Here is a 21,129-nt window from a genome sequence, read left to right on the forward strand (position 1 = left end):
GGGAGACGCCATGAAACAAAACGGATTCCTGGGCCTGCTGTTCAACGCGCTGTTTCTCACGTTCATTGCAGCGCCGCTGGTGGTCGTGATCGCGGTTGCATTCACTGACAAAGGCTTCATCTCGCTGCCGTTCGATGGCGCGTCGCTGCGCTGGTTCAGGGCAATTCTGGACAACGACCAGATCGTCGATGCCTTCTGGCTTTCGGTGCGCCTTGCGCTGGTGGCGGCCACGGTCGGCGTAGCGCTCGCGTTGCCGGCGGCGTTGGCTATCGCTCGTTATCGCTTCCCGGGCCGGGCCGCGCTAACCGGCTTTTTCCTCTCGCCCATGATGATTCCCGCCGTCGTGCTCGGCATCGCGTTCCTGCGATTCCTGAGTTTGCTCGGCCTCGGCGGCTCATTCTGGGCGCTCTGCGCGACGCACGTGATCATTGTGTTTCCGTACGCGTTGCGGCTGGCGTTGTCATCGGCTATTGGCCTTGATCGGGATGCCGAACGCGCAGCACTGTCATGTGGCGCGAGCCGCTTTACGGCCTTTCGCCGCGTCGTGCTGCCGATGATCCGTACCGGCGTGGCCGGCGGCTGGGTGCTGTCGTTCATCCAGAGTTTCGACGAACTCACCATGACTATTTTTGTCGCGACACCCGGCACCACCACGCTGCCCGTCGCGATGTACAACCAGATCGCGCAGACGATCGATCCACTGGTGGCCTCCGTGTCGACCGTGTTGATCGTCGGCACAATAGTACTGATGCTGGTGCTAGACCGCATGGTGGGTCTGGACCGCGTCCTGATTGGAGAAACACGATGAGAGGTCATTCAGTCGACAGTCCCGACGTGCTGGTGGTCGGGGGTGGGCTGGTAGGAACCGCGGTGGCCTACGGGCTGGCGCGCGAGGGAGCAAAGGTGACGGTGCTGGACCAGGGTGACGGCAGCTTTCGTGCATCGCGCGGCAATTTTGGGCTGGTGTGGGTGCAGGGCAAAGGCTACGGTTTGTCGCCCTACGCACGCTGGTCGCGCAGTTCGTCGCGGCTGTGGCCCGGACTCGCTGCGGCGTTGCTGGAGGAAACGGGTATAGACGTTTCGCTGAAGCAGCCGGGCGGTTTCCACCTGTGTTTCTCCGACGAAGAAATGGCCGAGCGCGAGAAGCGCCTGTCTACGTTGCAGACAGAACTTGGCAGCGAATATCCCTATCAATTGCTCGACGCTCGGGAGTTGCGCGAACGTCTTCCCACCGTAGGACCTGAAGTGATCGGCGCGAGTTATACGCCCATGGATGGTCATGTGAATCCGCTCAAGCTGCTGCGTGCGCTGCACGACGCCATGCAGCGGCGCGGCGTGACGCTCATCAATGACGAAGACATCGGGCGCATCGTTCCCGAGACGAACGGCTTCGCCGTGCATGGCAAGAACGCCGTGTGGCGTGCGCCGAAGGTTGTCTTGTCAGCAGGTCTTGGCAACCGCGCGCTCAGCGCCCAGGTGGGTCTGCACGCGCCGGTTGCACCGAATCGCGGGCAGGTGCTGGTCAGTGAACGGGTCGCACCGTTCCTGCATTACCCGACCATCAACGTACGCCAGACCGATGAAGGATCGGTGCAGTTCGGCGACTCAATGGAAGAGGTCGGCTACAACGACTACACCACTGCCGATGTACTGTCGACCATCGCGCGGCGCGGCGTGCGGGCATTCCCCTTGTTGAGGAACGTGCGGCTGGTACGCATGTGGGCTGCGCTACGTGTCTACAGCCCGGACGGCTTTCCGATCTATGAGCAGTCGCTGCAGTATCCGGGCGCGTTCGTCGTGACCTGCCACAGCGGCGTGACGCTGGCGGCGGCGCATGCCATGCGCATTGCCCCGTGGATCAAGGGTGGACCGATCCCCGATGAACTTGCCGCATTCCGGGGTGGCCGTTTTCTCGCCGCGAATCATGCGACCAGCCATGCTAACTAGCCGCTTCAACGTCTCGCTTGCATCGGCTCCGGCTTGTTGTCGCCGTTGTCCGCTCCTCGCGATGCATCCTGAACGCCGACATTCCGCTTTGCTTCGACTTGTCCGACTATGACTTCAAAACCGCTATTCAGAATACTCTCGCCGGCCCCCGGCACTGGCACTGGCACTGATACCCAGGCCGAGGCCACTATCCAGATCTGGTTCAACGACCAGCCGCTCAGCGTGCGGGGCGGACGCTCGGTTGCCGCCGCATTGCTGGCCGCTGGAGTCCAGCGATTTCGCGCGACGCCCGTGTCCGGTGCGCCACGTGCGCCGTATTGCATGATGGGCGCGTGTTTCGAATGCCTGGTCGAGATCGACGGCATGCCGAGCCGGCAGAGTTGTCTCGTCACGGTGCAGGATGGCATGCGTATTCATTCACAAGAGGGCGCACGCGATCTGCCGCCGCTGTCGGATGTGAATTCGGTGGAGAACGTTCATGGCCGCTAATACTGTCGATGTCGCCGTGATCGGCGCCGGACCTGCCGGGCTCGCTGCCGCGACTCAAGCTGCGAGAGCGGGGCTGTCCGTGGTCCTGCTCGATGAACAGGAAGCGGTGGGCGGACAGATCTATCGCGCGATCGAACGCAGCGACGCGCAACGCCGCACCATCCTTGGCGCGGACTATGCCGCCGGTGCGGTGCTGGCGAGCGAGTTCGCCCGTTCCGGCGCGCGTTATGTGCCTAACGCGTCGGTCTGGCAAGTCACGCGCGAGCGCTCGGTGCACTACCTCAAGGACGGCAAGGTAAGCAGCTTCGAGGCCCGGCGCGTGGTGCTCGCGACCGGCGCGCTCGAACGTCCCTTCCCGATTCCCGGCTGGACCTTGCCCGGCGTGATGACCGCCGGTGCCGCACAGATCCTGCTGAAAAGCGCGGGCGAAGTGCCAGCTGAACCGCCGATACTCGTTGGCTGCGGCCCGCTGCTTTACTTGCTCGGATGGCAGTACGTTCGCGCGGGTGTACCCATTCGCGCGCTTGTTGATACCACGCGTTACGAGGATCGCTGGCGCGCGAAGCGGCACATGTTGTCAGCTTTGCGCGCGTGGCCATACCTGAGCAAGGGCCTGCAGTTGATGCGCACGTTGCGCGAAGCCGGCGTTCCGATGCATGAAGCCGCCGATGACCTTCGGGTGGAAAGCGGTATCGATGAAGACGGTTCCGAACGGGCGCGCGCGCTGCATTTTTCGGTGCGTGGCGTGTCGCATCGGATCGAGGCCAATGTGATCCTGCTGCATCAGGGTGTGGTACCGAATACGCAGTTCACGCTTTCGCTCAGGGCATCGCATAAGTGGGATGACGCGCAGTTATGCTTCGCGCCCCTCACCGATAAATGGGGTGAGCTCGATGTCCCCGGCATCTTCGTGGCGGGCGATGGCGGCGGCATTGGCGGCGCGCAGGCGGCAGAAACGCAAGGCGAAGTGACGGCGCTGGCGATTGCTGCGCAGCTTGGTGCGATTGATACCGCCGCGCGCAATCGCAGCGCCGCACCGCTGCTTCGCCGCCTGGCGGAGGTCATGCGTATTCGTCCTTTCCTCGACAGTCTTTATCGTCCACGCGATGAAAACCGTGTGCCGAAGGACGAGGTGATCGTGTGCCGCTGCGAGGAGGTGACTGCCGGCGAACTCCGTAGTTTCGTGAAGCTCGGTTGCCTTGGGCCGAATCAGGCGAAGTCCTTCGGCCGATGCGGCATGGGTCCATGCCAAGGCCGCTTGTGTGGATTGACCGTGACCGAAGTGATCGCCGATGCACGCAGCGTACCTCCTGAAACCGTGGGCTATTACCGCATCCGTCCGCCGATCAAGCCGCTTACGCTCGGAGAACTGGCCGGTGAATAAGCCCGTAGCCAATGAGTCGGATGTGCTGGTGATTGGCGGTGGGCTGCATGGATCGAGCAGCGCATTCCATATCGCCCGCCGTGGGGTGAGCGTGACCGTGCTGGAAGCCGATTATGTCGGCCGCCATGCGTCGGGCGTCAATGCAGGCGGCGTGCGCACGCTTGGCCGGCCATTGCCCGAGATTCCTCTGGCGTTGATGTCGCGGGAGATATGGCACAACATCGTCGATACAATTGGTGACGACGCGGGTTTCGTGGCGTCGGGTCAGTTGAAGATTGCGGAGACCGAAGCCGAACTCGATGAATGCCGCGAACGCGTCTCGCTGCTTGAAGCGCATGGTTTCACGCACGAGAAAATAATCGACCGTGAGACTTTGCTTGAGCTGGAGCCGGCAATCACGCCGCATGTGACCGGGGGCATCTGGGTCGAACGCGATGGTTACGCGTTGCCGTTCCGGACAACGACTGCGTTTCGGCTGGCAGCAGAGCGTCATGGAGCCGTGTTCCATGAAGGCACACCGGTGACAAGGATCGAACAGAAGGGCGAGCGCTGGTTCGCGCATACGCCGTCGGGTGTGTTCTCGGCTGCGAAGCTGGTGGTGACGGCCGGGGCATGGGCGGGCGAACTCTCGCAACAAGTGGGCGAGCCGGTGCCGGTTCATCCCGAAGGGCTGATGTTGATGGTCACACATCGGGCCGCACCGTTCTGCCGCGCGACGCTCGGCGCAACGGGACGGCCCTTGTCGTTCAAGCAATTCGATAACGGCACGGTGGTTATCGGTGGCAAGCTGATCGGGATTGCGGACCTGCCCGGGCGTCATGGCGAAGTCGATTTCGCGCGGCTGGTGAAGAGCGCGAACACGGTTGTCGATCTGTTTCCGCACTTGCGCAATCTCGGCATCAATCGCGCATGGGCCGGCGTGGAAGCCTTCACCGACGACTCGCTGCCCGTGATCTCACCTAGCCGGCGGGCGTCCAATCTGACCTATTCGTTCGGGTATTGCGGCAGCGGGTTTCAGCTTGGGCCGGGATGCGGGAAGCTGGTGTCCGAGCTGGTGCTGGACGGCGTAGCGTCGTTGCCGCTGGATGCGTTTGCTATTGACCGGTTCAAGGATGTTGCGGCGGCATAAACGCAACACAGGGTTGTGCCATGCTGATTGATGGTTATTTTAAATTAACAAGGAATACTTATGAATGATATCGTCAGGATCGAAACGAATCAACGGATGAGCCGTGTTGTGAAGGCGGCGGGGCTGGTGTTCGTCGGCGGACAAACGTCGAATGACCGTACGCTCGATGTGAAAGGTCAGACGCAACAGGTTCTTGCGAAGATCGATGGTTTTCTCGCGCAGGCGGGTATCGATAAAACGCGGCTGGTATCCGCGCAGGTCTGGCTGGCGGACATTGGCCGCGACTTCGCGGGCATGAACGAAGTGTGGGATGCATGGGTTGCACCGGGTTGCGCGCCGACACGCGCGACGGTGGAGTCGAAGCTGGCCGCGCCTGATTTGCTGGTCGAGATTACGGTGACTGCGCTGGCGTGATTTCGTAGGCTCAAGGTCGGGGCGTGAGCCGCTTTTGAATTCAGCAGCTATCGTTCCGTCCGTTTGACACTTCCCACGTATCAACCACTGCCGCATAGCGGAATGCGTGGCGGCGGCAATACCGCTTGCCACCAGTGCAGGAGCCCGGCTGTGCGGTTGTGGACCTTCACCAGCGCGCCGTAGCCAGGTCCAACGCTTAGCGATCCCACGGTGGTTCGTCACGATAAGCGTCGGCGAGATAATCGATGAACTGACGAACCTTCGACGGCACATAGCGCGCAGTCGGATAAACCGCGTTGATGGTCAGCTCGGCGGTTCTATAGTCGGGCAGCAACTTGATCAGGTTTCCAGCCTTGATATCCTGCCCAAAAACGAAGGTAGGGCCGTACGCAATCCCGACGCCCGCGAGTACTGCCGAGAGCAGCATCTGCATGTTGTTGGCCTGCATCCGAAGCGCTCCGTCGATCACATGGTCGCGATTCTGTTTGTCCGTCAGTATCCACTCGGGAACCGATACCGCTTCACTGAACGCCAGACGAGGTGCACGCCGGAGGTCTTCGGGATCTTTAGGTGTGCCTTCGCGGCTCAGGTACGCCGGCGATGCGCAGATCGCCATGCGGCAAGGTGCAAGACGCCGGGCGACGAGATCAGAGTCGGGCAGCTTGCCAATGCGGATAGCGACGTCGATCCCCGCGCTTTGCAGATCGACGTAACGATCATCGAGCGAGACTTCAATGCTGACATGCGGATGGTCGTCAAGATAGCGCGCGACGACCGCGCCCATATGCAGCGTACCGAACGTGACCGGCGCGGCGACCCGCAAGGTGCCGCGTACTGTGCTGTGCGCGTCGCTGGCTTCCCGGTTGGCATCGTCGAACTCTTCGAGAATGCGTTGGCACCGGATGTAGTAGGTGCGCCCGGCGTCCGTCAGGCTCAGGCTGCGCGTGCTGCGATGAAGCAGGCGGACGTTCAACTCGGCTTCCAGCGCGCTGACATACTTGCCCGCCATCGAAGCGGACAACCCAAAACGTTTGCCGGCGGCCACGAGACTGCCTTCATCGATAGCAGCTACAAACACGGCGATGCTTGCGAAGCGGTCCATTTTTATTCGATAGCCCGATGATTGAGTGATGATACCAAAGCGGGGATTATCGCGTTCTGCGCGCTAATCTAACATCGCGTTGTGAGTTTGGCCGAGCGTGGCCAAGCCACCGATATCAAGGAGAAGCGCGATGAAAGTAACGTCGAACGGTATACAGATTCACGTCAAGGATCAGGGAAACGGCAGGCTGCCGGTTGTTTTTCTACATTATTGGGGAGGGTCGTCGCGCACGTGGGATGACGTGATCGCGGCGTTGCCGACGCAATACAGGACCATCGCGCCCGACCTCCGGGGCTGGGGCAACTCGGACGCGCCGTCCGCTGGCTACGCGCTCACTGATTTTGCCGATGACGTGCAGCAATTGATTGCGGCGATGAAGTTGGACCGGTTCGTCCTGGTCGGTCATTCGATGGGCGGCAAGATTGCGCAGTTGCTCGCGTCGCGCCGCCCGCAGGGACTTGCAGGGCTTGTGCTGGTTGCGCCGTCTCCACCCGTGCCGCTGGTTCTGCCCGCTGAAGCGCGCGCGGCAATGGAAGGCGCTTACCAGTCACGGGAGTCCGTCGGCATGGCGATAGACCAGATGCTGACCGCCAAACCGTTGAGTCCGAAGCACCGGGAACAGGTGATTGAAGACAGCCTGCGTGGCGCGGTTCAGGCGAAGCTGGCGTGGCCCCAGTCCACCAGCCTGGAAGACATTTCGCTTGATGTCGCCGCGATCGATGTACCGACCATTGTCATTGCCGGCGAGCTTGATCGTATCGACGGTACCGCGATACTCGAAGCGCAATTGCTCACGCGCATTCCCCATGCGGTCATGCATGTGCTGCCTGACACCGGCCACTTGTCACCGCTTGAATCGCCGATGGAAGTCGCCGGTATCATCCGCGAGTTTGTCGATGGCATCGAGTGCGTCAACTGCGATGCAATCACGGTCACTTTGCTGATGAACGTGAAGGATGATTTTGCGGCGGATTTTATTGGCGGACTGCCTGCGTTGGTGCGTGAAACATCGTCTTCGCCAGGCGTGCGGTCGGTTCGCGCGTTCCGCAATGCTGAAAGCGTTAACGCGATCCTGTTTGTCGAAGAGTGGGAGAGCGAGGTGGCGTTCAAGACGTACATTGCGTGGCGGACGGAGCGCGGCGATATGGCGAGGCTCGGTCAAATGCTGTCGAAGCCACCGGAGATTTCGACCTGGTCTACAACCGCGGCGCAGGTCGTGAGTTAGGCAACCCGCAACGTCTCGCCGCCGTTTCCTTAGCTTATCGAAACAATCCCGCCGTTTGCCTACTGCCGCATAGCGATGCTAATGTTCGACTGGTGCCCATCGGGCGTTCCAACCCCATGTACGGTCGTGCCCTTCCAAAGGAAAGCCATCATGCGATACACCTTGTTCGAGCAACGTAAAGACGAATTGATTCTGATCGCGCGCGTATTGCTCATGATCCTGTTCGTGATCTTCGGTTGGAGCAAGTTGACAGGGTTCTCTGGCACGGTCGGTTACATGGCCACGGAAGGCGCACCGTTCCCTACGCTCTCTGCCATCATCGCGATTGTCATGGAGTTTTTTGTCGGCATTGCGATTGTGGTCGGGTTCTACACCCGGCCGCTCGCGCTCCTCTTTGCGTTGTACACGCTGGGCACGGCCCTGATAGGACACCGCTTCTGGACCATGACCGGCGACGCGTATATGGCCAACATGATCAACTTCTACAAGAACATCAGCATCATGGGCGGCCTGCTGCTGTTGTGCGTGACCGGTGCGGGAAAATATTCAATCGATCGAAGATAAGCGTATCCATCGCCGCGTATTCTCTGGACAGGGCAGGGCGGATATCATAGTGCTCTTCGCAAGGCTGGTTAAGCGCCTATAGACATCCTCCGCCCGGCTTAACGCCCGGTCCGAATACCCGTATCTGCATCCAGCGACGTCAAGCATGAACTCCACTCCCGATGTACCTTCACGACCGCCCATGCGCACCCTGACGCCGCTCGAGGCGCGCGTGTTGGCCGTTCTTGTCGAAAAGCAGCACACGGTCCCCGATGCTTATCCGCTGTCGGTCAATGCACTCACATCCGGTTGCAACCAGAAGACCGCCCGCTCCCCGGTGATGAACGTCACCGACGCCGATGTCCTCACGACTGTCGATGACCTGAAACGCTTGAGCCTGGTTTTTGAAGGCAGCAGCAGCCGCGTGCCGCGTTTCGAGCACAACATGAACCGCGTGCTGGGCATCCCCAGCCAGGCTGCCGCGTTGCTCACCACGCTCATGCTGCGCGGACCTCAGACCGCAGCGGAGCTACGCCTGAATGCCGCGCGTTTGCATGGTTTCGCCGATATCTCGTCGGTCGAGGCGTTCCTCGATGAACTCGCCGCGAACGAGCCGCCGCGCGTCGTGAAGTTGCCGCGCACGCCGGGCGAGCGCGAAAGCCGCTGGGCGCATTTGTTATGCGGCGAAGTGAGCGTGAGTGTGAGCGAAGCGTCCAGCGGCGGTGCTGTTGACGATTCCGTTTCGTACACCGAGTTCGAGATTCTTAAAGCCGACCACAAGCGGCTTGGTGAGGAGTTGGTCCGCCTGCGGACGATGGTTGAACAGATGGCGGCCGAACTGGGGATCACCCTCGATAAAACGGGCGAGCAGTCGTAATTATTACGCGATACCCGTGCACGATGGGAGGCCGCCTCTGTCGGCATTGTGCATGGACAGCGCTGCCGTAACGACGCGTCAGGCAAAAGCACGGCGGCGCTATCAAGGCGATTCCCACTAGTGGAATTTAATACTTGGCCGCGCGGAGCTTGTCTGAACATCTGCTTCAAAATCGTTCGATCATGCCGAATTGCACACCGCGTACCGGCGCACCGGGGTAGGCGACCGGCAATCCCGTTACATTGACGCCGCGCAGGGTGAACGTAGCGTTGCCACGGTTTTCCAGATCGGCTGCGGTGAAATACAGCAGGAGCGAACGCGACAGTGTGTATTCGAACGCGATGCTGAACTGGTCTGCGTTGTTGCCCTCGCCGCTGCGATCGCGCGCATGCGCGTAGCCCAGTGACGCACGCGCCAGCGGCGAGATGGCCCAGGAGGCTGACAGCGAAATGCCGTCGTCGTGATAGCGTGGACTGCCGCCGTCGCCGTTGAACAGCGCGACGTAGGTGCGCACGGGACCGAAAAGATAGGACGCGCCCGCCAGATTCGCGCGCAATGCGGCGTCGCCATGGGTTTGTTGCCGTGCATACGATAACTGCAGGGCATTGAGCGTGTAATTGGCCGTCACGTAATACCCGCCGATCCCGTTGCCGTCGCCCGGGTCGCGCAGCGCGGCCATGCCCGTGACGTCGAAGCCCGCCACCGACGGAGAGATCCAGGTCAGTGCGTTATCCGTGTAGGGTGTGATCTTCGACAAGTTGTTCAGCCCCGATCCGATGGTGCCTGCGCCAAAGGCATCGAGTCCGCCCTTGAACGGGATATAGAGCGGCGAATATTGCCGGCCGAAGCGGGTTTCGCCCCATGGTGCGTCGAGGCCGACCCATGCCTGCCGGTTGAACAGGGTACCGGCCGTGTCCAGGGTGCCGTTTGCAGAGCCAAAGCCGTTCTCCAGGTCGAAGATCACGCTTGTGCCATTGCCCAGGGGCTCGCTGCCGCGCAAGCCGATGCGCGAGCCGCGATACGCGCCGGAATCCATTCGCGGTGTCCAGCCATTGCCGGGATTAGTCACTTCGATGCTGGTGTCGAGCGTGCCGTATAGCGTGACTGAGCCTTGCGCATGGGCCGTGCCTGCGGTAGCGAGGAGCGGCAGCGCGCAGAACAGCGCGTGTTTGCAAGTGCGGCGGCAGAGGAGCGCCGCATAGTGCCGGGCAGGGGAATTCATCGCGGTCGGATTACGTTCTTTGCAATTGAACTCCGCGACTGTAGCAAGTTGGACCACAGTTGCAACGAAATTCGAACGACGCCATATTGCGACTGGTGCTCGGCGACCAAAGGCTTAGCTTCTGAACCTTGTTTGATGCATAGGAAATAAGGATACCGAAGAAAGAATTAAACGCGAAACCCCACAGCATGGCGATGATCGAAATTGCAGCGGTAAGGGCCGTGGTATTGCCCGGGGGTTTGTTGGTTCTGGGGTTAGTGGGCGGGGGTCAATGCCGGGTTGGTGCTTTCGGCCTTAGTGGTCTGCAAGAGTCGGATTTTCTCTTTATCACTGTTAGCCACTGTGCGTGGCGGCACGTCATTTCTTTGTCCAAAGCGACAAAGAAACGAAGCAAAGAAAGCGCTTTAACCGCTCTACCCTAAGTGTCCACAGCGTGCAGTTTCTATTCATGGGTGCCCCAAAAGCACGGTGCTCGCCAGAGCCACTGATGTGTGAACCCCTCCTTCTCCGAACACGGATACCCACACGCTTCGCCACCAGTGATTGAACCTGCCCAAGGGACACCCCGCGCTATCCGCGTGAACCACCCACCGAATTTGTACACACCTCGAACCACGTCGCCAACCCTGCTGAAAACGAGGCAGCAAAGATGTTCTGGGCCGTAAGCCACGAAAATAAGCGCGCTGACCAAGCAGCTAACCCGCGAAGAACCTTAGAAGCAAATACGCGTTAGGCCGTGCAGGTTCGTGGTCAATTCGTGCTTGCCCGAGAGCACGGGTGGCGAAGCGTGTTCATTGGCAAGCGCGAGTCTACGAGTACGCGTGAGGCCGCACTGGCTCCTTGGCAACTGGTGCTTGCCCGAGAGCGTACGGGGCGAAGCGTGTTCGTGTCAGGATTCGCGAGAAGGAGGGGTTCAAACATCCTCCGCTCTGGCGAGCACCGTGCTTTTGGGGCACCCATGAATGAAAACTGCACGCTGTGGACACTTAGGGTAGCGTGGTTGAAAGCGTTTTCTTTGCTTCGTTTCTTTGTCGCTTTGGACAAAGAAATGACGTGCCGCCACGCACAGTGGCTAACAGTGATAAAGAGAAAATCCAACTCTTGCAGACCACCACGGCCGAAAGCACCAACCCAGCACTGACCCCGACCACTACACACCGACCTCCCGGCATTGACCACTACCCCTAACCCTCAAGCCCCAGCAAACCTCCTCCAACCCCGAGTGCGAACGAAACCCAATTCCCCCATTAAGCGCCACTACCGCTTAATCCCTCGATCATGGCAATGCCCGCCGCCGGGTTGTGCGTCTTGAACCCGCTGATCACATACAAATAGACGTCTCGCGGCGTAGTCACCGCGGCTGGTTTGCTGACCGTTTCAAGTCCCGTCGGCGTGCCGCCGGAAGCCCAGTCCCGAGCCCGCTCAGTCCATAGATCCAGCGTTTTGTCGTCATAGCCGCGCGCAAACTCCTCGGTCGTCCCCATGATGCGGGCATAGACGAACTTCGCCGTTACATCCGCGATCTGCGGATATTTCGAATCCCCCGCCATGACGATGGCAACACCATGTTTTCGCGCGAGGGCAACAAATGCCTCGTCGCGAAAACTCTCATGCCGCACTTCGAGCGCATGCCGGATCTCACGACCATCAACTTTATGGGGCAACAGGTTCAGGAAAGCTTCGAAGTCGTCCGCATCGAATTGTTTGGTCGGGGCGAATTGCCAATTGATCGGGCCGAGCTTGTTCTTCAATTCGAGCACACCGCTCGCCAGGAAACGCTCCACAGATTCGCCGGCCTCCGCGAGCACCCGCCTGTTCGTTGAGAAACGCGGTGCCTTTAGCGAGAAGACAAAATCATCCGGGGTTTCGTCGTGCCACTTCGCGAACGTGGTGGGCTTCTGCGAGCCGTAGAACGTGCCGTTGATCTCGATCGTGGTCAACTGGCGGCTCGCGTATTCGAGCTCGCGCTTTTGCACGAGTCCTTTCGGATAGAACTTGCCGCGCCACGGCTCGAAGGTCCAGCCGCCGATGCCGATCCTGATCTGCCCAGCCTTGCCCGCCGTCTTCCGGGTCGCCATGAATGAGATCCCTCCCAGTGCACTCGATGCGCTCAAGTGTAGCGAATTGGCGCAGGGCGTGCGATGGGGGGACTTGAGGATCAGCTATCGGAAGACTGAAGGTCCACTGTGGGTCCTTGCTGCACCGCAGAAAGCGTCTTCCTAAGTGGCTTCCTGTTAGCACGGTCGCCAGCCAAGGCCGTTTGCCCGGTACGCGTGAACGCCACGAGCGCGAGCGAAACCAGCGCTGCAAAGACGACATAAAAAGCGGGAACATAGTGGCGGGTTGCGACGGCACACGCAGACGTCGCATCCTTGCTCAAGAGTCATCCGTTCATTCGCTTCGACCGGATCTCGCCAACGGGCGCAAAAGTCGAGCAGACCTTGCGGCGCATGCGGATAAAACCCAAGGAGATTCTCAAGGTCAATTCAGTGGTGGCCATCATCGATCTGGTCAGGCAAAACGTGGGAATTTCCATCGTGCCTTTGTTTAAGCATGTTGCATGGACGCGCGACCATTCGCTGATTGCTCTACAACTTCCATATGGTCCGCTCAAGCGCGTAATCGGCATACTGGAAAATGACCGCCAGCTTGACATTACGGCTGTAGTGCGACAGAAGCTGTTGCAGGTATTGGCTTAAGCCACCCTGTATTTCTACGACGCATTGCCCCGACCTTACCTATCCTTACCAACACTAAAGATCTGCGCGCTTGAGTCGATAAGCTGGAGAGACCGACCAAGAGGATGAGGGAAGTTGCCATGCAGTTAAGCAATATTGCGTCGTCACCCACTTCGGAGCGAACGATATCGACTTCGAGTCCCGCGACTGACCCATGGTCTGTATCGGATGACAACGTCGACCCGGCACAAACAACGCAAACAGCACAAACAACGCAAGCGACCAACCCGGCAGATGCCACGACCCAGGATTCGGCCGTCACGATTTCGCCCGAAGGGGCTGCAATGGCGGGTCAGGATGCAAGCAGTGACGACGGGTCAACGTCGAACGTATCGGCGGTCAAGTCGCTTGCTTACGGGACGCTTGGCCTCGAACGTCCCGACCAGCCGCAACAGAATCGCAACGAGTTCTACACGGCTGGGAGATGGATCGCTGCGGGACTCACCGTTGGAGGAATCATTTCGCTACTGGTTTGACGTTCCCGGACATAGCCCGCTCAGCGAATGTTTCCAACTTCAACTGGCAGTTCAAGACGGCGAAGGAAACGACGCCGGCAGCGTATCGCCGGGAGTTTGCCGAGGCCGGCGTTCCTGATGACGAGGATGTCGCCCGGCTAACTGAACGCTCTCCATCGCTTCAAAGGGAACGGGAACGGATTGGTTCGGAGAACGAAGAACATAGATAGTTTGCGCGCCATGCGACATGGGTGATTTGACGCTCTGCCAGGCGGCTGTACCGAGGCATGTGTCGGTCGGGGAAACCGTCACTGATCGGCGGTTTGGGGAGGGTGACTTCGGTGTTTTATCGTCGGACCAAATACGGCCCATACCGGTCGGTCAGGACAGGCGTCCAGATCGTCGATCTGCATCGGGACCGCGTATTCGCTGCTTCGACTACTAATGGACCGCTTCAGAACATCGTTTTGTTAGATGTTTTACACTGTTCATGGTATCGAGCGGTCATGCTGGCGTAGCTGCCAATTACCACGATCTCGTGAAATCCGGTGATTGCGCAATTCGTGGTCAGGCAGGGAGCGATTGTCTGCGTCGATACTCCAGTCTAATCAAGGAGATACGGATCATGAACAAGGCAATCAGCACATTAATCGCGGCCGTCGCCGCACTCGCGCTGTCGGGCGGCGCTTATGCACAGAGCAACAACACGCTGGCGACCCCGAGCACCGTGTCGCCGGCCGCCGCCCACGCAACGAGCGGCTACGGCACGCCTGGCGCCACCGGCTCGGAAAGCGGCAAGGCCGCCGGGTCGCCGAACTCGGGCCTGCCGAATAGCACGACCAGTAGCCCGACGTCCCTCATCAACGCTCCCGGGAGTCACAACACGCTGGCGACCCCGAGCACCGTGTCGCCGGCTGCCCAATAACGGCAATTAATGACGACAAACAGGCGCAAGCAAAAAGCGAACAAGCGTCCCCTCATTCATCACTCGTCGTAAGAAAAGCCGCTGCCCTCACGGACAACGGCTTTTTGTTTCTCCCTAACCAACCTCCTCCTGGCTGCGGCTTGCGGCACACCTACTGAATGATAGCGACCGGACTAGCCTACCGTAAGGCGTCAGATGGCTGAATTCGACCAACGTTGAATGAGCGCTTCGCGGAAAATCGAGGGACCGAAACGCTCGATCGCCAACGATCGCAAAAACGAAAAACGCCCGCGAACCGAGGCGGGCGTAATCCATATCGGTGAAGACATGGAGGAGACGTTTCAGATATTGAGCGCGGCCTCGCGGCCTTGCAATCGACCAAAAAAATTCTTGGCGATCTTCTGACCGTAAGGCGTCGCCCGTAGACGGGTCAAGCAGCCTGATTGCGTTTAGCGTCGACGGATCCTCGCGAGAATGCTTACTTCGGCGAGACGTCGATGTCGCCCAGATACTTTTTCGCCAGCGATTTAACCGTGCCGTTCGCCTGAAGCTTGGCGATCGCCTTGTTCAGACGCTCCTTTAGCGCGCCGTCGTCTTTGCGAATTCCGAACGCAATGCCGCTTCCAAGGATTGCGTCATCATTCACTGGACCGCCGGCGAAGCTGAAACCCGCGCCGTCCGGTTTCGACAAGAAGCCCGATTGGCCTGCGGCGGCGAGAACCAGCGTGCCGTCGATACGACCGGACTTCAGGTCAGTGTAGATCTGGTTCTGGTCCTGATAGGTGGTCACCGTTACGCCGTTGTTGGCCCACTTGGCCTTCGCATAGGTCTCCTGGGTCGAGCCTTGCAATACGCCAATGTTTTTGCCTTTGAGCGAGTCCGGTGTCGGCATCAGGCCAATGCCCGCCTTAGCGACCAATTGAGTAGGCACCTTGTAGATGATGTTAGTGAAGTCGATTACTTCGCGGCGTTTCGCCGTGACGTTCATGGCCGAATTGATTACGTCGAACTTGCGGGCTTGCAGCGCGGGGATGATGCCGTCGAACGAGCTTTCCGTCCACTCGCACTTCATCTTGAGTTCTGAGCAGATGGCGTTGCCGATATCGATGTCGAGACCCTGCAACTCGCCCGACGCGGACTTGGACTCAAACGGCGGATATTGCGCTTCCAGTCCGTAGTGGAGGGTCCCAGCGGCGAATGCGGCGCTGGCGCCCAGCGTCGCAACCAGCAGTAAAGCAGCTTTAAAAAGAGTGATCGACGTTGCGTTCTTCATTGGCTGATCTCGTGTGGCGGATTAAAGAGTTCTGACGGGTTCGTAAGTTTTTTTCGCCGCTACGCATAGGAAACGCGGACGCAGCAAGCACTCAATTTAAGCAGGAAAACAAATCGGAAACTATTAAACCGAGTGCGGTTTCGAGCATAGCGGCGGGAGCCGGTTTGCCCGTTAGCCGCTAATTGTCCATTCGCTAACTGTATGGCTCACTACGTCTGGCCGTTTCCTCTCGGACGTTGGTGCATCAGTGCGCACCAAAATTGTGCAGGGCAATTGCACTAAAAGTTAAATTTCTATTCGCCATGCCAGCCGAGGAGTTGAGCGAGATAGCGGTCGTTCGCACACGCTTTCAGACGGCGAATCTTCAGCCCCACCTTGGATGTCGTATCGTGCTTGAGCAGGTTCATCACGATGCGCCGAAGGACAGCGAAGTTCTGCGCGGCGTTGTCCACCCGTATGCGGCACTGATCTTCGCCAAAGGCCATGTCCAATACCCAATGCATCGAGTTTTCTATGCGCCAGTGGGAACGTACGGCCTGAGCGATCGTGAGTGCGTTAGGCGGGAGGCTGCTGATGTAATAACGGCGCTCGGTTGAAACGGCACCGTTGATCTCACGCGTGGCCTCGACCATCGCCACTGAACGCAGCTTCGGCCAGCGAGACAGGGCGTCCAGTGCGCAGGGCGTGTACGACAGCGCCACGCAGCGGCGTGTTTCGATGCGCCCGTGATCCTTGCCAATCTCCACATGTTCGTCGCACTCGTAGGCACCCGGCCAGCGCTCCAATGCTGCAAAGGCCTCATGGACCCGGTCCTTGAGTTTGCCCTGGTTTCCCTTGACGGCCAGCACGTAGTCAGCCTCGCCGCCCACGATCTTCTGCGCAATACGCTGCTGACACCCCATGGCATCGATGGTGACAATCGCACCCTTAAACAGCAGGGCATCGAGCAGTTCCGGAATCGCCGTGATTTCATTACTTTTGTCTGCCGTACGAACCTGCCCGAGCACCACGCCTAGTCCACAACCGTATGCCGAGACCAGGTGAATCGCACGCTCACCTGCCCGATGCGAGCCACGCACGGTCTTGCCATCAATCGCCACGACCTGATCGACAAGCGCCGGACACAGGTGGCTCATCCAGCGGATAAAACATGCTTCGAACTGCTTGGAATTAAGCGACGCAAACACCCGCCCGAAGGTGTCGTGAGAGGCAATGCCGTGCTCCAGCGGCACATAGCGGCGCAGCCAGTCCAGTTTTTCTGTGCCCCAAGTCTGGATCGCGACCCAACTGTCTGCCCCGCTCAAGATCGCACACACAGCAACCAAGAGCATCCCGCTCAGATCGTGAGCCGGCGTGCGCCTGCGCGGGTCTTTCAAATCACCAAACGCATCTTCAATACTCAGTGCTTCATCGTGCATCGTTTCGACCTGAAAAAGACGAAAGTAAACGCCTTTCCCGTCGAGTTAACAACCGTCTTTTTCTAACACGTTGATTGTTAACGAGGCTTCATGCAATTGCCCTGCAAAATTGTGCTTGACCGACTCCTTTTCATCTTTCTCCTATAGCTCCAGCCGCAAAACGCTGATCGCAAGCGCATTTGCGGTTCCGTGCATAGCAGGATCCCATGCGGACGCATTTATCTTAGCCGACCGTACGAAGTGCATGACTGAGGCGTTGAATCGTGGGAGTTCGCAACCGGCCAACGTGTGCGTCCTTGGTCCCGAGACCACTCGCAAATGCGCTAACAGCATGGAACCGGTCATGCGAGTGGGGGGGGCAATGCGCACTCAGTTCAGCCACCGTCCGTAGGGAATTTTATATAGGCGCCGATGGGCGACGTTGTAGTGCCGGGGACCGTTGGCTTGATCGATCGCTAGCACGTTTCAAAGGTTCGAACGTCTTTTACCAACCGTGCAGAGCCGCATTCGGCCAAAAGCAGCCCTTCGTCGTCCTCGCCTAGATCGTCGACAACTTGACTTATGCGGATGGGCCAAACACCTGACCGTCAAAACTTGCGCGGCGTTGTTGATATCGAGTACGGTAAGCGTTCTTTGGTTATCCGCTTATATCGCATGGTCACTGCCCGCCTACTAGATCCACATGACGCAGGACAATTCAAAGCATTACGTCTTCTCGCCGTCGACAACTCCCCCACCGCCATATGGCCTACTCGTCAGGAGGAAATGGCACGCTCGATTGAGGAGATCGCCGCCCGCATTCATTCAACGCCAACACAGGCCGTCTTCGGTGCGTTCGAGGGAGAGGTACTGGTCGGCATCACGGGTGACCGTCGCGAACCGCTGTGTCAGGTGAATCACAAGGCCACGATGTGGGGCGTGTTTGTCAACCCTTCATACCGTGGACGAGGAATCGCGCAAACGCTTTTGTCGGCAGCGACGGTCCATGCGTCCAAGGAGTGGGACACCATTCAGTTGATGCTTTGCGTTAATGCGGAAAACCTGCCAGCAAAGAGGCTTTACGCGTCGCACGGCTTTCAGACATTCGGCTTGGAGCCACGCGCGATGAAGGTTGGAGATCGTTTTTATGACGAGGAGCATATGTGCAAACAACTGGCCTAGCGCGCCGCATCGCACTAGACCGGGTCCGGCCACGAACGGCCGATCGACACACGCCCCTGAATTTTTGACAATCGCTATCCCGCGCGGGCGCAACGGCTGGCTAAACTACGGTTCAGGCAGTGCTGCGACAGACGCTGAGTGACCCAAGCCGCACGAACGCGGCGAACCGGAATCCACTGACATGAACGAAAAGGAAAGACCTCATGCCGAGGCTTGAGCGAGGTCGATCTGCTATGCTCATCGACGCTGTCTGGCGCATGGCGCTTCGCGTCGGATTTCAGCTTGCTCGCGTCTGGTGGCACCTTCGACGGCCTCGCCACGAGGGCGCGCTAGTAGCCATCTACGTCGGGCCTGCGCTGTTACTGCTGAAGTCATCGTACCGGGCCGAGTGGAATTTTCCTGGCGGTAGTGTCCATCCCGGTGAGACGCCTGATGCAGCGGCGCAGCGCGAAATGGAGGAGGAAATTGGTCTCTTGTCGTACGCATTACTCCCAGCGGGCAGCGCCTGCGGCATTTGGGACGGGCGACGAGACCGGGTCCATTTCTTTGAGCTGCACCTCGATCGTGTGCCCGAATTGCGGCTTGATAATCGCGAGATTATCGCCGCGCATCTGGCATCGCCGGAGGAATTGCAGGGCATCGCGCTGACAGCGGCGGTCTCTGCGTATCTCGCCAGAGACGCTGCTGTCAGTTGACAAGCTGGCGACGTCTGTTTTATGGCTCGATCGGGCAACAGTCTTGACGCTTAAGCCGAAACGGAGATTCTGTCCGTTGGGCAACGGAACGGCCCCGTACAGCGGGTTATCCTTGATGAGATGAATGCCCGCATAGGCGGGTTGTTCACCGATGCCGGCACGCAAGCCGGAAGTCATCGAGAGAACGATCCATGAGCGATCAACTGCAGGACAAACCGTCGTCAGGCTTCGGCCACTATCTGGTGAGTGTCGCCGAGCGCGATGTCGATCTGCTGCTGATGGAAGAATTTCACGCGAGTGACGCGTTTGTCTCGTGGTTCTGCGCAAAACTGGGCTTGCCGGAAGTGCGCGGCGATGGAGCATGGCATAGCGTTTCAGATTCGGATGGCGAAACCGACCTCCTGTTGCGCGTCAACGCCGACGGTCAGCGCGTCGCAGTATTCATCGAAAACAAGGTGGCTGCTCTCGAACAGCATGAGCAGGCGCAGCGATACCACATTCGCGCTGCGCGTGAACAGCAGCAGGGCAAATGCGATGCATACGTGACTGTGATCTGCGCACCAGAACGCTATCTCTCAGGTCTCAATGCGCAAAGTAACTACCAGTACAAGGTGTCGTACGAAGAGATCGCCACATGGTTTAGTGAACAACCGGACCGACGTTCTTCATGGCGACGTCAAGTAATCGAACACGCGATCGAGCAGGCACGCCGCGGCTATCAACTCGTCCTGCATACGGCCCATACCGCGTTTCATCACGCCTATTGGGAAATCGTGCGTTCGAACTATCCTGATCTTGTCATGAGACCCGTGAAAGGGCGGGGTGCCGGTTCCACATGGGTCGTACTGAAAGGTCGCAACTTTCCAAAGCACGACGTTCAGATCGACCACAAGCTGACAGACGGCATAGTCCGGCTCAGCTTTTTCAAGCACAACCTTGCCGAATTGCTCGAACTGCGTATAGATTGGCCCGACGGCGTTCGACTTACCGGACTCCCAAAGTCCGTCACCGCGGACATTCTGGTCGCGCGTATAGACCTCGAACAGCCGCTGGAAATGCAACGTGCGGCAGTCGATCAGGCATTGCAAGCTGCTCAGCGGCTTGTACCCTTCGGCACCATCTTCACGTAGAAGGTAGTTCGCGCTGAATTTCAGTCTTGAAGGGCCGCTTTCAAGAAGACTGAATGTCCCTTCGGGTCGACATCTGCCCGACGCGGGCCGATCAACGGCGGCCTGGGTGCGGCCAGTATCGGTCGGTGAGCAGAGTGTGCAGACGTCGACACCATCGGCACCGACACCGCGCACTCTCCGCTTCAACTACTAAGGGAAGCGCTTCAGGAAATCGGTCCATTAGAAGTCTTCCATTGTCCTTGGTGTCGGGCAGTCATGCCGCCGTAGCCGCCAGTTATTGCGATTTCGTGAAATTCAAACGTGCATGCTGGCTGCATGAGCTCGTTCGCGTGAATTCCGGTCACGCGGCGTCTGCCGCATCTGGCCGGCCTCGAAATCGCACGTGGCGGCGCGGCTGAACGGCGTGGTCGATCTGCTAAGCGCAGACGAAAGCCGCTGGCTGCGACGCACGCCATTTTGGTGCGGACAAGGAGCACGCGGCACGGTAACTGCTCGTTCATAGTCAAGCAGGCGGCGACCGTCTGTGTCTATATTCCAGTCAAATCAAGGAGGGACGGATCATGAATAAGGCAACCAGCATATTAATCGCGGCAGTTGCCGCACTCACGTTGTCGGGCGGCGCTTATGCACAGGCGGGTGGAGGCTCAAGCGGTGGAGGTTCAAGCGGCGGCGGTTCGTCGGGCAGCACGGCTAGCCCGGCGAACGAGGTGAACCAGGTGAACGGTACAACGGGCGGCTACGGCACGCCAGGCACCACCAACTCGGACAGCGGCATGGGTGCCAAGGCGCCGAACTCGGGCCTGCCGAGTGGCACGAACAACAGCTTGACGACTGGTACCAGCGCTCCCACCAGCAACAACACGCTGGCGACGCCGAGCGTAAAGTCACCGGCCGCCGGCCAATAACAGCTGTAAAGATGACAACCGGCCGCGAAAAAATGCGCAAGCGCAAAGCGAACAAGCGCTTTAATCGCATGGGGCGCAAGAGTAATAGCGACCGCGC

At 59.2% G+C, this 21,129-nt stretch carries 21 protein-coding genes; 16 read left to right on the forward strand and 5 right to left on the reverse strand.

Annotated elements, in window-relative coordinates:
* Positions 1–10 precede the first annotated feature (10 nt).
* From ACSQ8V_RS32145 to ACSQ8V_RS32170, 6 genes are all read left to right on the forward strand, one after another.
* Positions 11–808 carry an ABC transporter permease gene (locus tag ACSQ8V_RS32145; protein WP_436208496.1) on the forward strand — a complete coding sequence of 266 codons (798 nt, stop codon included), beginning with the start codon at positions 11–13 and terminating at the stop codon, positions 806–808.
* Complete coding sequence (locus ACSQ8V_RS32150; protein WP_436208497.1) at positions 805–1,947, forward strand: NAD(P)/FAD-dependent oxidoreductase; 1,143 nt, start codon at positions 805–807, stop codon at positions 1,945–1,947. The genes ACSQ8V_RS32145 and ACSQ8V_RS32150 overlap by 4 nt, the downstream gene beginning before the upstream one ends.
* Before the next feature lie 108 nt (positions 1,948–2,055).
* The gene (locus ACSQ8V_RS32155; protein ID WP_436208498.1) at positions 2,056–2,436 is read left to right on the forward strand and encodes a (2Fe-2S)-binding protein; all 381 of its coding nucleotides are present in this window, start codon (positions 2,056–2,058) and stop codon (positions 2,434–2,436) included.
* Positions 2,426–3,820 (forward strand): NAD(P)/FAD-dependent oxidoreductase, encoded by a 1,395-nt coding sequence (locus ACSQ8V_RS32160; protein WP_436208499.1) that lies wholly within the window; start codon positions 2,426–2,428, stop codon positions 3,818–3,820. The genes ACSQ8V_RS32155 and ACSQ8V_RS32160 overlap by 11 nt, the downstream gene beginning before the upstream one ends.
* On the forward strand, positions 3,813–4,949 hold the full coding sequence (locus ACSQ8V_RS32165; RefSeq protein WP_436208500.1) for an NAD(P)/FAD-dependent oxidoreductase: 1,137 nt from the start codon (positions 3,813–3,815) through the stop codon (positions 4,947–4,949). The genes ACSQ8V_RS32160 and ACSQ8V_RS32165 overlap by 8 nt, the downstream gene beginning before the upstream one ends.
* A gap of 60 nt (positions 4,950–5,009) precedes the next feature.
* Positions 5,010–5,363 (forward strand): RidA family protein, encoded by a 354-nt coding sequence (locus tag ACSQ8V_RS32170; RefSeq protein WP_213768060.1) that lies wholly within the window; start codon positions 5,010–5,012, stop codon positions 5,361–5,363.
* Between the two features lie 196 nt (positions 5,364–5,559).
* Here ACSQ8V_RS32170 and ACSQ8V_RS32175 read toward each other — a convergent pair whose 3' ends face one another.
* Positions 5,560–6,465, reverse strand: a complete 906-nt coding sequence (locus tag ACSQ8V_RS32175; protein WP_436185750.1) for a LysR family transcriptional regulator — start codon at positions 6,463–6,465, stop codon at positions 5,560–5,562.
* Positions 6,466–6,595: 130 nt separating this feature from the next.
* Here ACSQ8V_RS32175 and ACSQ8V_RS32180 point away from each other — a divergent pair, with 130 nt between their 5' ends.
* The 3 genes from ACSQ8V_RS32180 (at position 6,596) to ACSQ8V_RS32190 (ending at position 9,110) form a co-directional block, all read left to right on the forward strand.
* Positions 6,596–7,690, forward strand: coding sequence for an alpha/beta fold hydrolase (locus tag ACSQ8V_RS32180; protein WP_436208501.1), 1,095 nt, complete (start codon positions 6,596–6,598; stop codon positions 7,688–7,690).
* A 150-nt stretch (positions 7,691–7,840) separates the two neighbouring features.
* Positions 7,841–8,254, forward strand: coding sequence for a DoxX family protein (locus ACSQ8V_RS32185; RefSeq protein ID WP_213768063.1), 414 nt, complete (start codon positions 7,841–7,843; stop codon positions 8,252–8,254).
* 145 nt (positions 8,255–8,399) lie between these two features.
* A complete protein-coding gene (locus tag ACSQ8V_RS32190; protein ID WP_436208502.1) occupies positions 8,400–9,110 on the forward strand; it encodes a YceH family protein in 711 nt (236 codons plus the stop codon).
* A 166-nt stretch (positions 9,111–9,276) separates the two neighbouring features.
* Here ACSQ8V_RS32190 and ACSQ8V_RS32195 read toward each other — a convergent pair whose 3' ends face one another.
* On the reverse strand, positions 9,277–10,332 hold the full coding sequence (locus tag ACSQ8V_RS32195) for a porin (protein WP_436208503.1): 1,056 nt from the start codon (positions 10,330–10,332) through the stop codon (positions 9,277–9,279).
* Between the two features lie 1,247 nt (positions 10,333–11,579).
* Positions 11,580–12,410 (reverse strand): DUF72 domain-containing protein, encoded by an 831-nt coding sequence (locus ACSQ8V_RS32200; RefSeq protein ID WP_436208504.1) that lies wholly within the window; start codon positions 12,408–12,410, stop codon positions 11,580–11,582.
* Positions 12,411–12,704: 294 nt separating this feature from the next.
* On the opposite strand from ACSQ8V_RS32200, the gene ACSQ8V_RS32205 reads away from it, so the two are divergent.
* The 3 genes from ACSQ8V_RS32205 to ACSQ8V_RS32215 all read left to right on the forward strand — a co-directional run bounded on the left by ACSQ8V_RS32205 (position 12,705) and on the right by ACSQ8V_RS32215 (position 14,450).
* Positions 12,705–13,031, forward strand: a complete 327-nt coding sequence (locus tag ACSQ8V_RS32205; protein ID WP_436208505.1) for a LysR substrate-binding domain-containing protein — start codon at positions 12,705–12,707, stop codon at positions 13,029–13,031.
* Positions 13,032–13,150: 119 nt separating this feature from the next.
* On the forward strand, positions 13,151–13,546 hold the full coding sequence (locus ACSQ8V_RS32210; protein ID WP_436208506.1) for a hypothetical protein: 396 nt from the start codon (positions 13,151–13,153) through the stop codon (positions 13,544–13,546).
* Between the two features lie 604 nt (positions 13,547–14,150).
* On the forward strand, positions 14,151–14,450 hold the full coding sequence (locus tag ACSQ8V_RS32215; RefSeq protein WP_436185758.1) for a hypothetical protein: 300 nt from the start codon (positions 14,151–14,153) through the stop codon (positions 14,448–14,450).
* Between the two features lie 478 nt (positions 14,451–14,928).
* Here the strand turns inward: ACSQ8V_RS32215 and ACSQ8V_RS32220 are convergent, their stop codons facing one another.
* Both ACSQ8V_RS32220 and ACSQ8V_RS32225 read right to left on the reverse strand, forming a co-directional pair.
* Complete coding sequence (locus tag ACSQ8V_RS32220) at positions 14,929–15,723, reverse strand: ABC transporter substrate-binding protein (RefSeq protein WP_436185759.1); 795 nt, start codon at positions 15,721–15,723, stop codon at positions 14,929–14,931.
* A gap of 293 nt (positions 15,724–16,016) precedes the next feature.
* Complete coding sequence (locus ACSQ8V_RS32225) at positions 16,017–17,141, reverse strand: ISAs1 family transposase (RefSeq protein WP_436208507.1); 1,125 nt, start codon at positions 17,139–17,141, stop codon at positions 16,017–16,019.
* Between the two features lie 654 nt (positions 17,142–17,795).
* On the opposite strand from ACSQ8V_RS32225, the gene ACSQ8V_RS32230 reads away from it, so the two are divergent.
* The 4 genes from ACSQ8V_RS32230 to ACSQ8V_RS32245 all read left to right on the forward strand — a co-directional run bounded on the left by ACSQ8V_RS32230 (position 17,796) and on the right by ACSQ8V_RS32245 (position 21,032).
* Positions 17,796–18,302: a GNAT family N-acetyltransferase gene (locus tag ACSQ8V_RS32230; RefSeq protein WP_436209226.1), complete on the forward strand. Its 507-nt coding sequence runs from the start codon at positions 17,796–17,798 to the stop codon at positions 18,300–18,302.
* Positions 18,303–18,505: 203 nt separating this feature from the next.
* Positions 18,506–18,997, forward strand: a complete 492-nt coding sequence (locus ACSQ8V_RS32235) for an NUDIX domain-containing protein (protein ID WP_436208508.1) — start codon at positions 18,506–18,508, stop codon at positions 18,995–18,997.
* A 191-nt stretch (positions 18,998–19,188) separates the two neighbouring features.
* The gene (locus ACSQ8V_RS32240; protein ID WP_436208509.1) at positions 19,189–20,127 is read left to right on the forward strand and encodes a PD-(D/E)XK nuclease family protein; all 939 of its coding nucleotides are present in this window, start codon (positions 19,189–19,191) and stop codon (positions 20,125–20,127) included.
* Positions 20,128–20,687: 560 nt separating this feature from the next.
* Entirely contained in the window at positions 20,688–21,032 is a 345-nt protein-coding gene (locus ACSQ8V_RS32245; RefSeq protein ID WP_436208510.1) for a hypothetical protein, read from the forward strand.
* The last annotated feature ends 97 nt before the right edge of the window (positions 21,033–21,129 follow it).

The organism is Caballeronia sp. LjRoot31, from assembly GCF_964253885.1.
Taxonomy (GTDB): Bacteria; Pseudomonadota; Gammaproteobacteria; order Burkholderiales; family Burkholderiaceae; genus Caballeronia.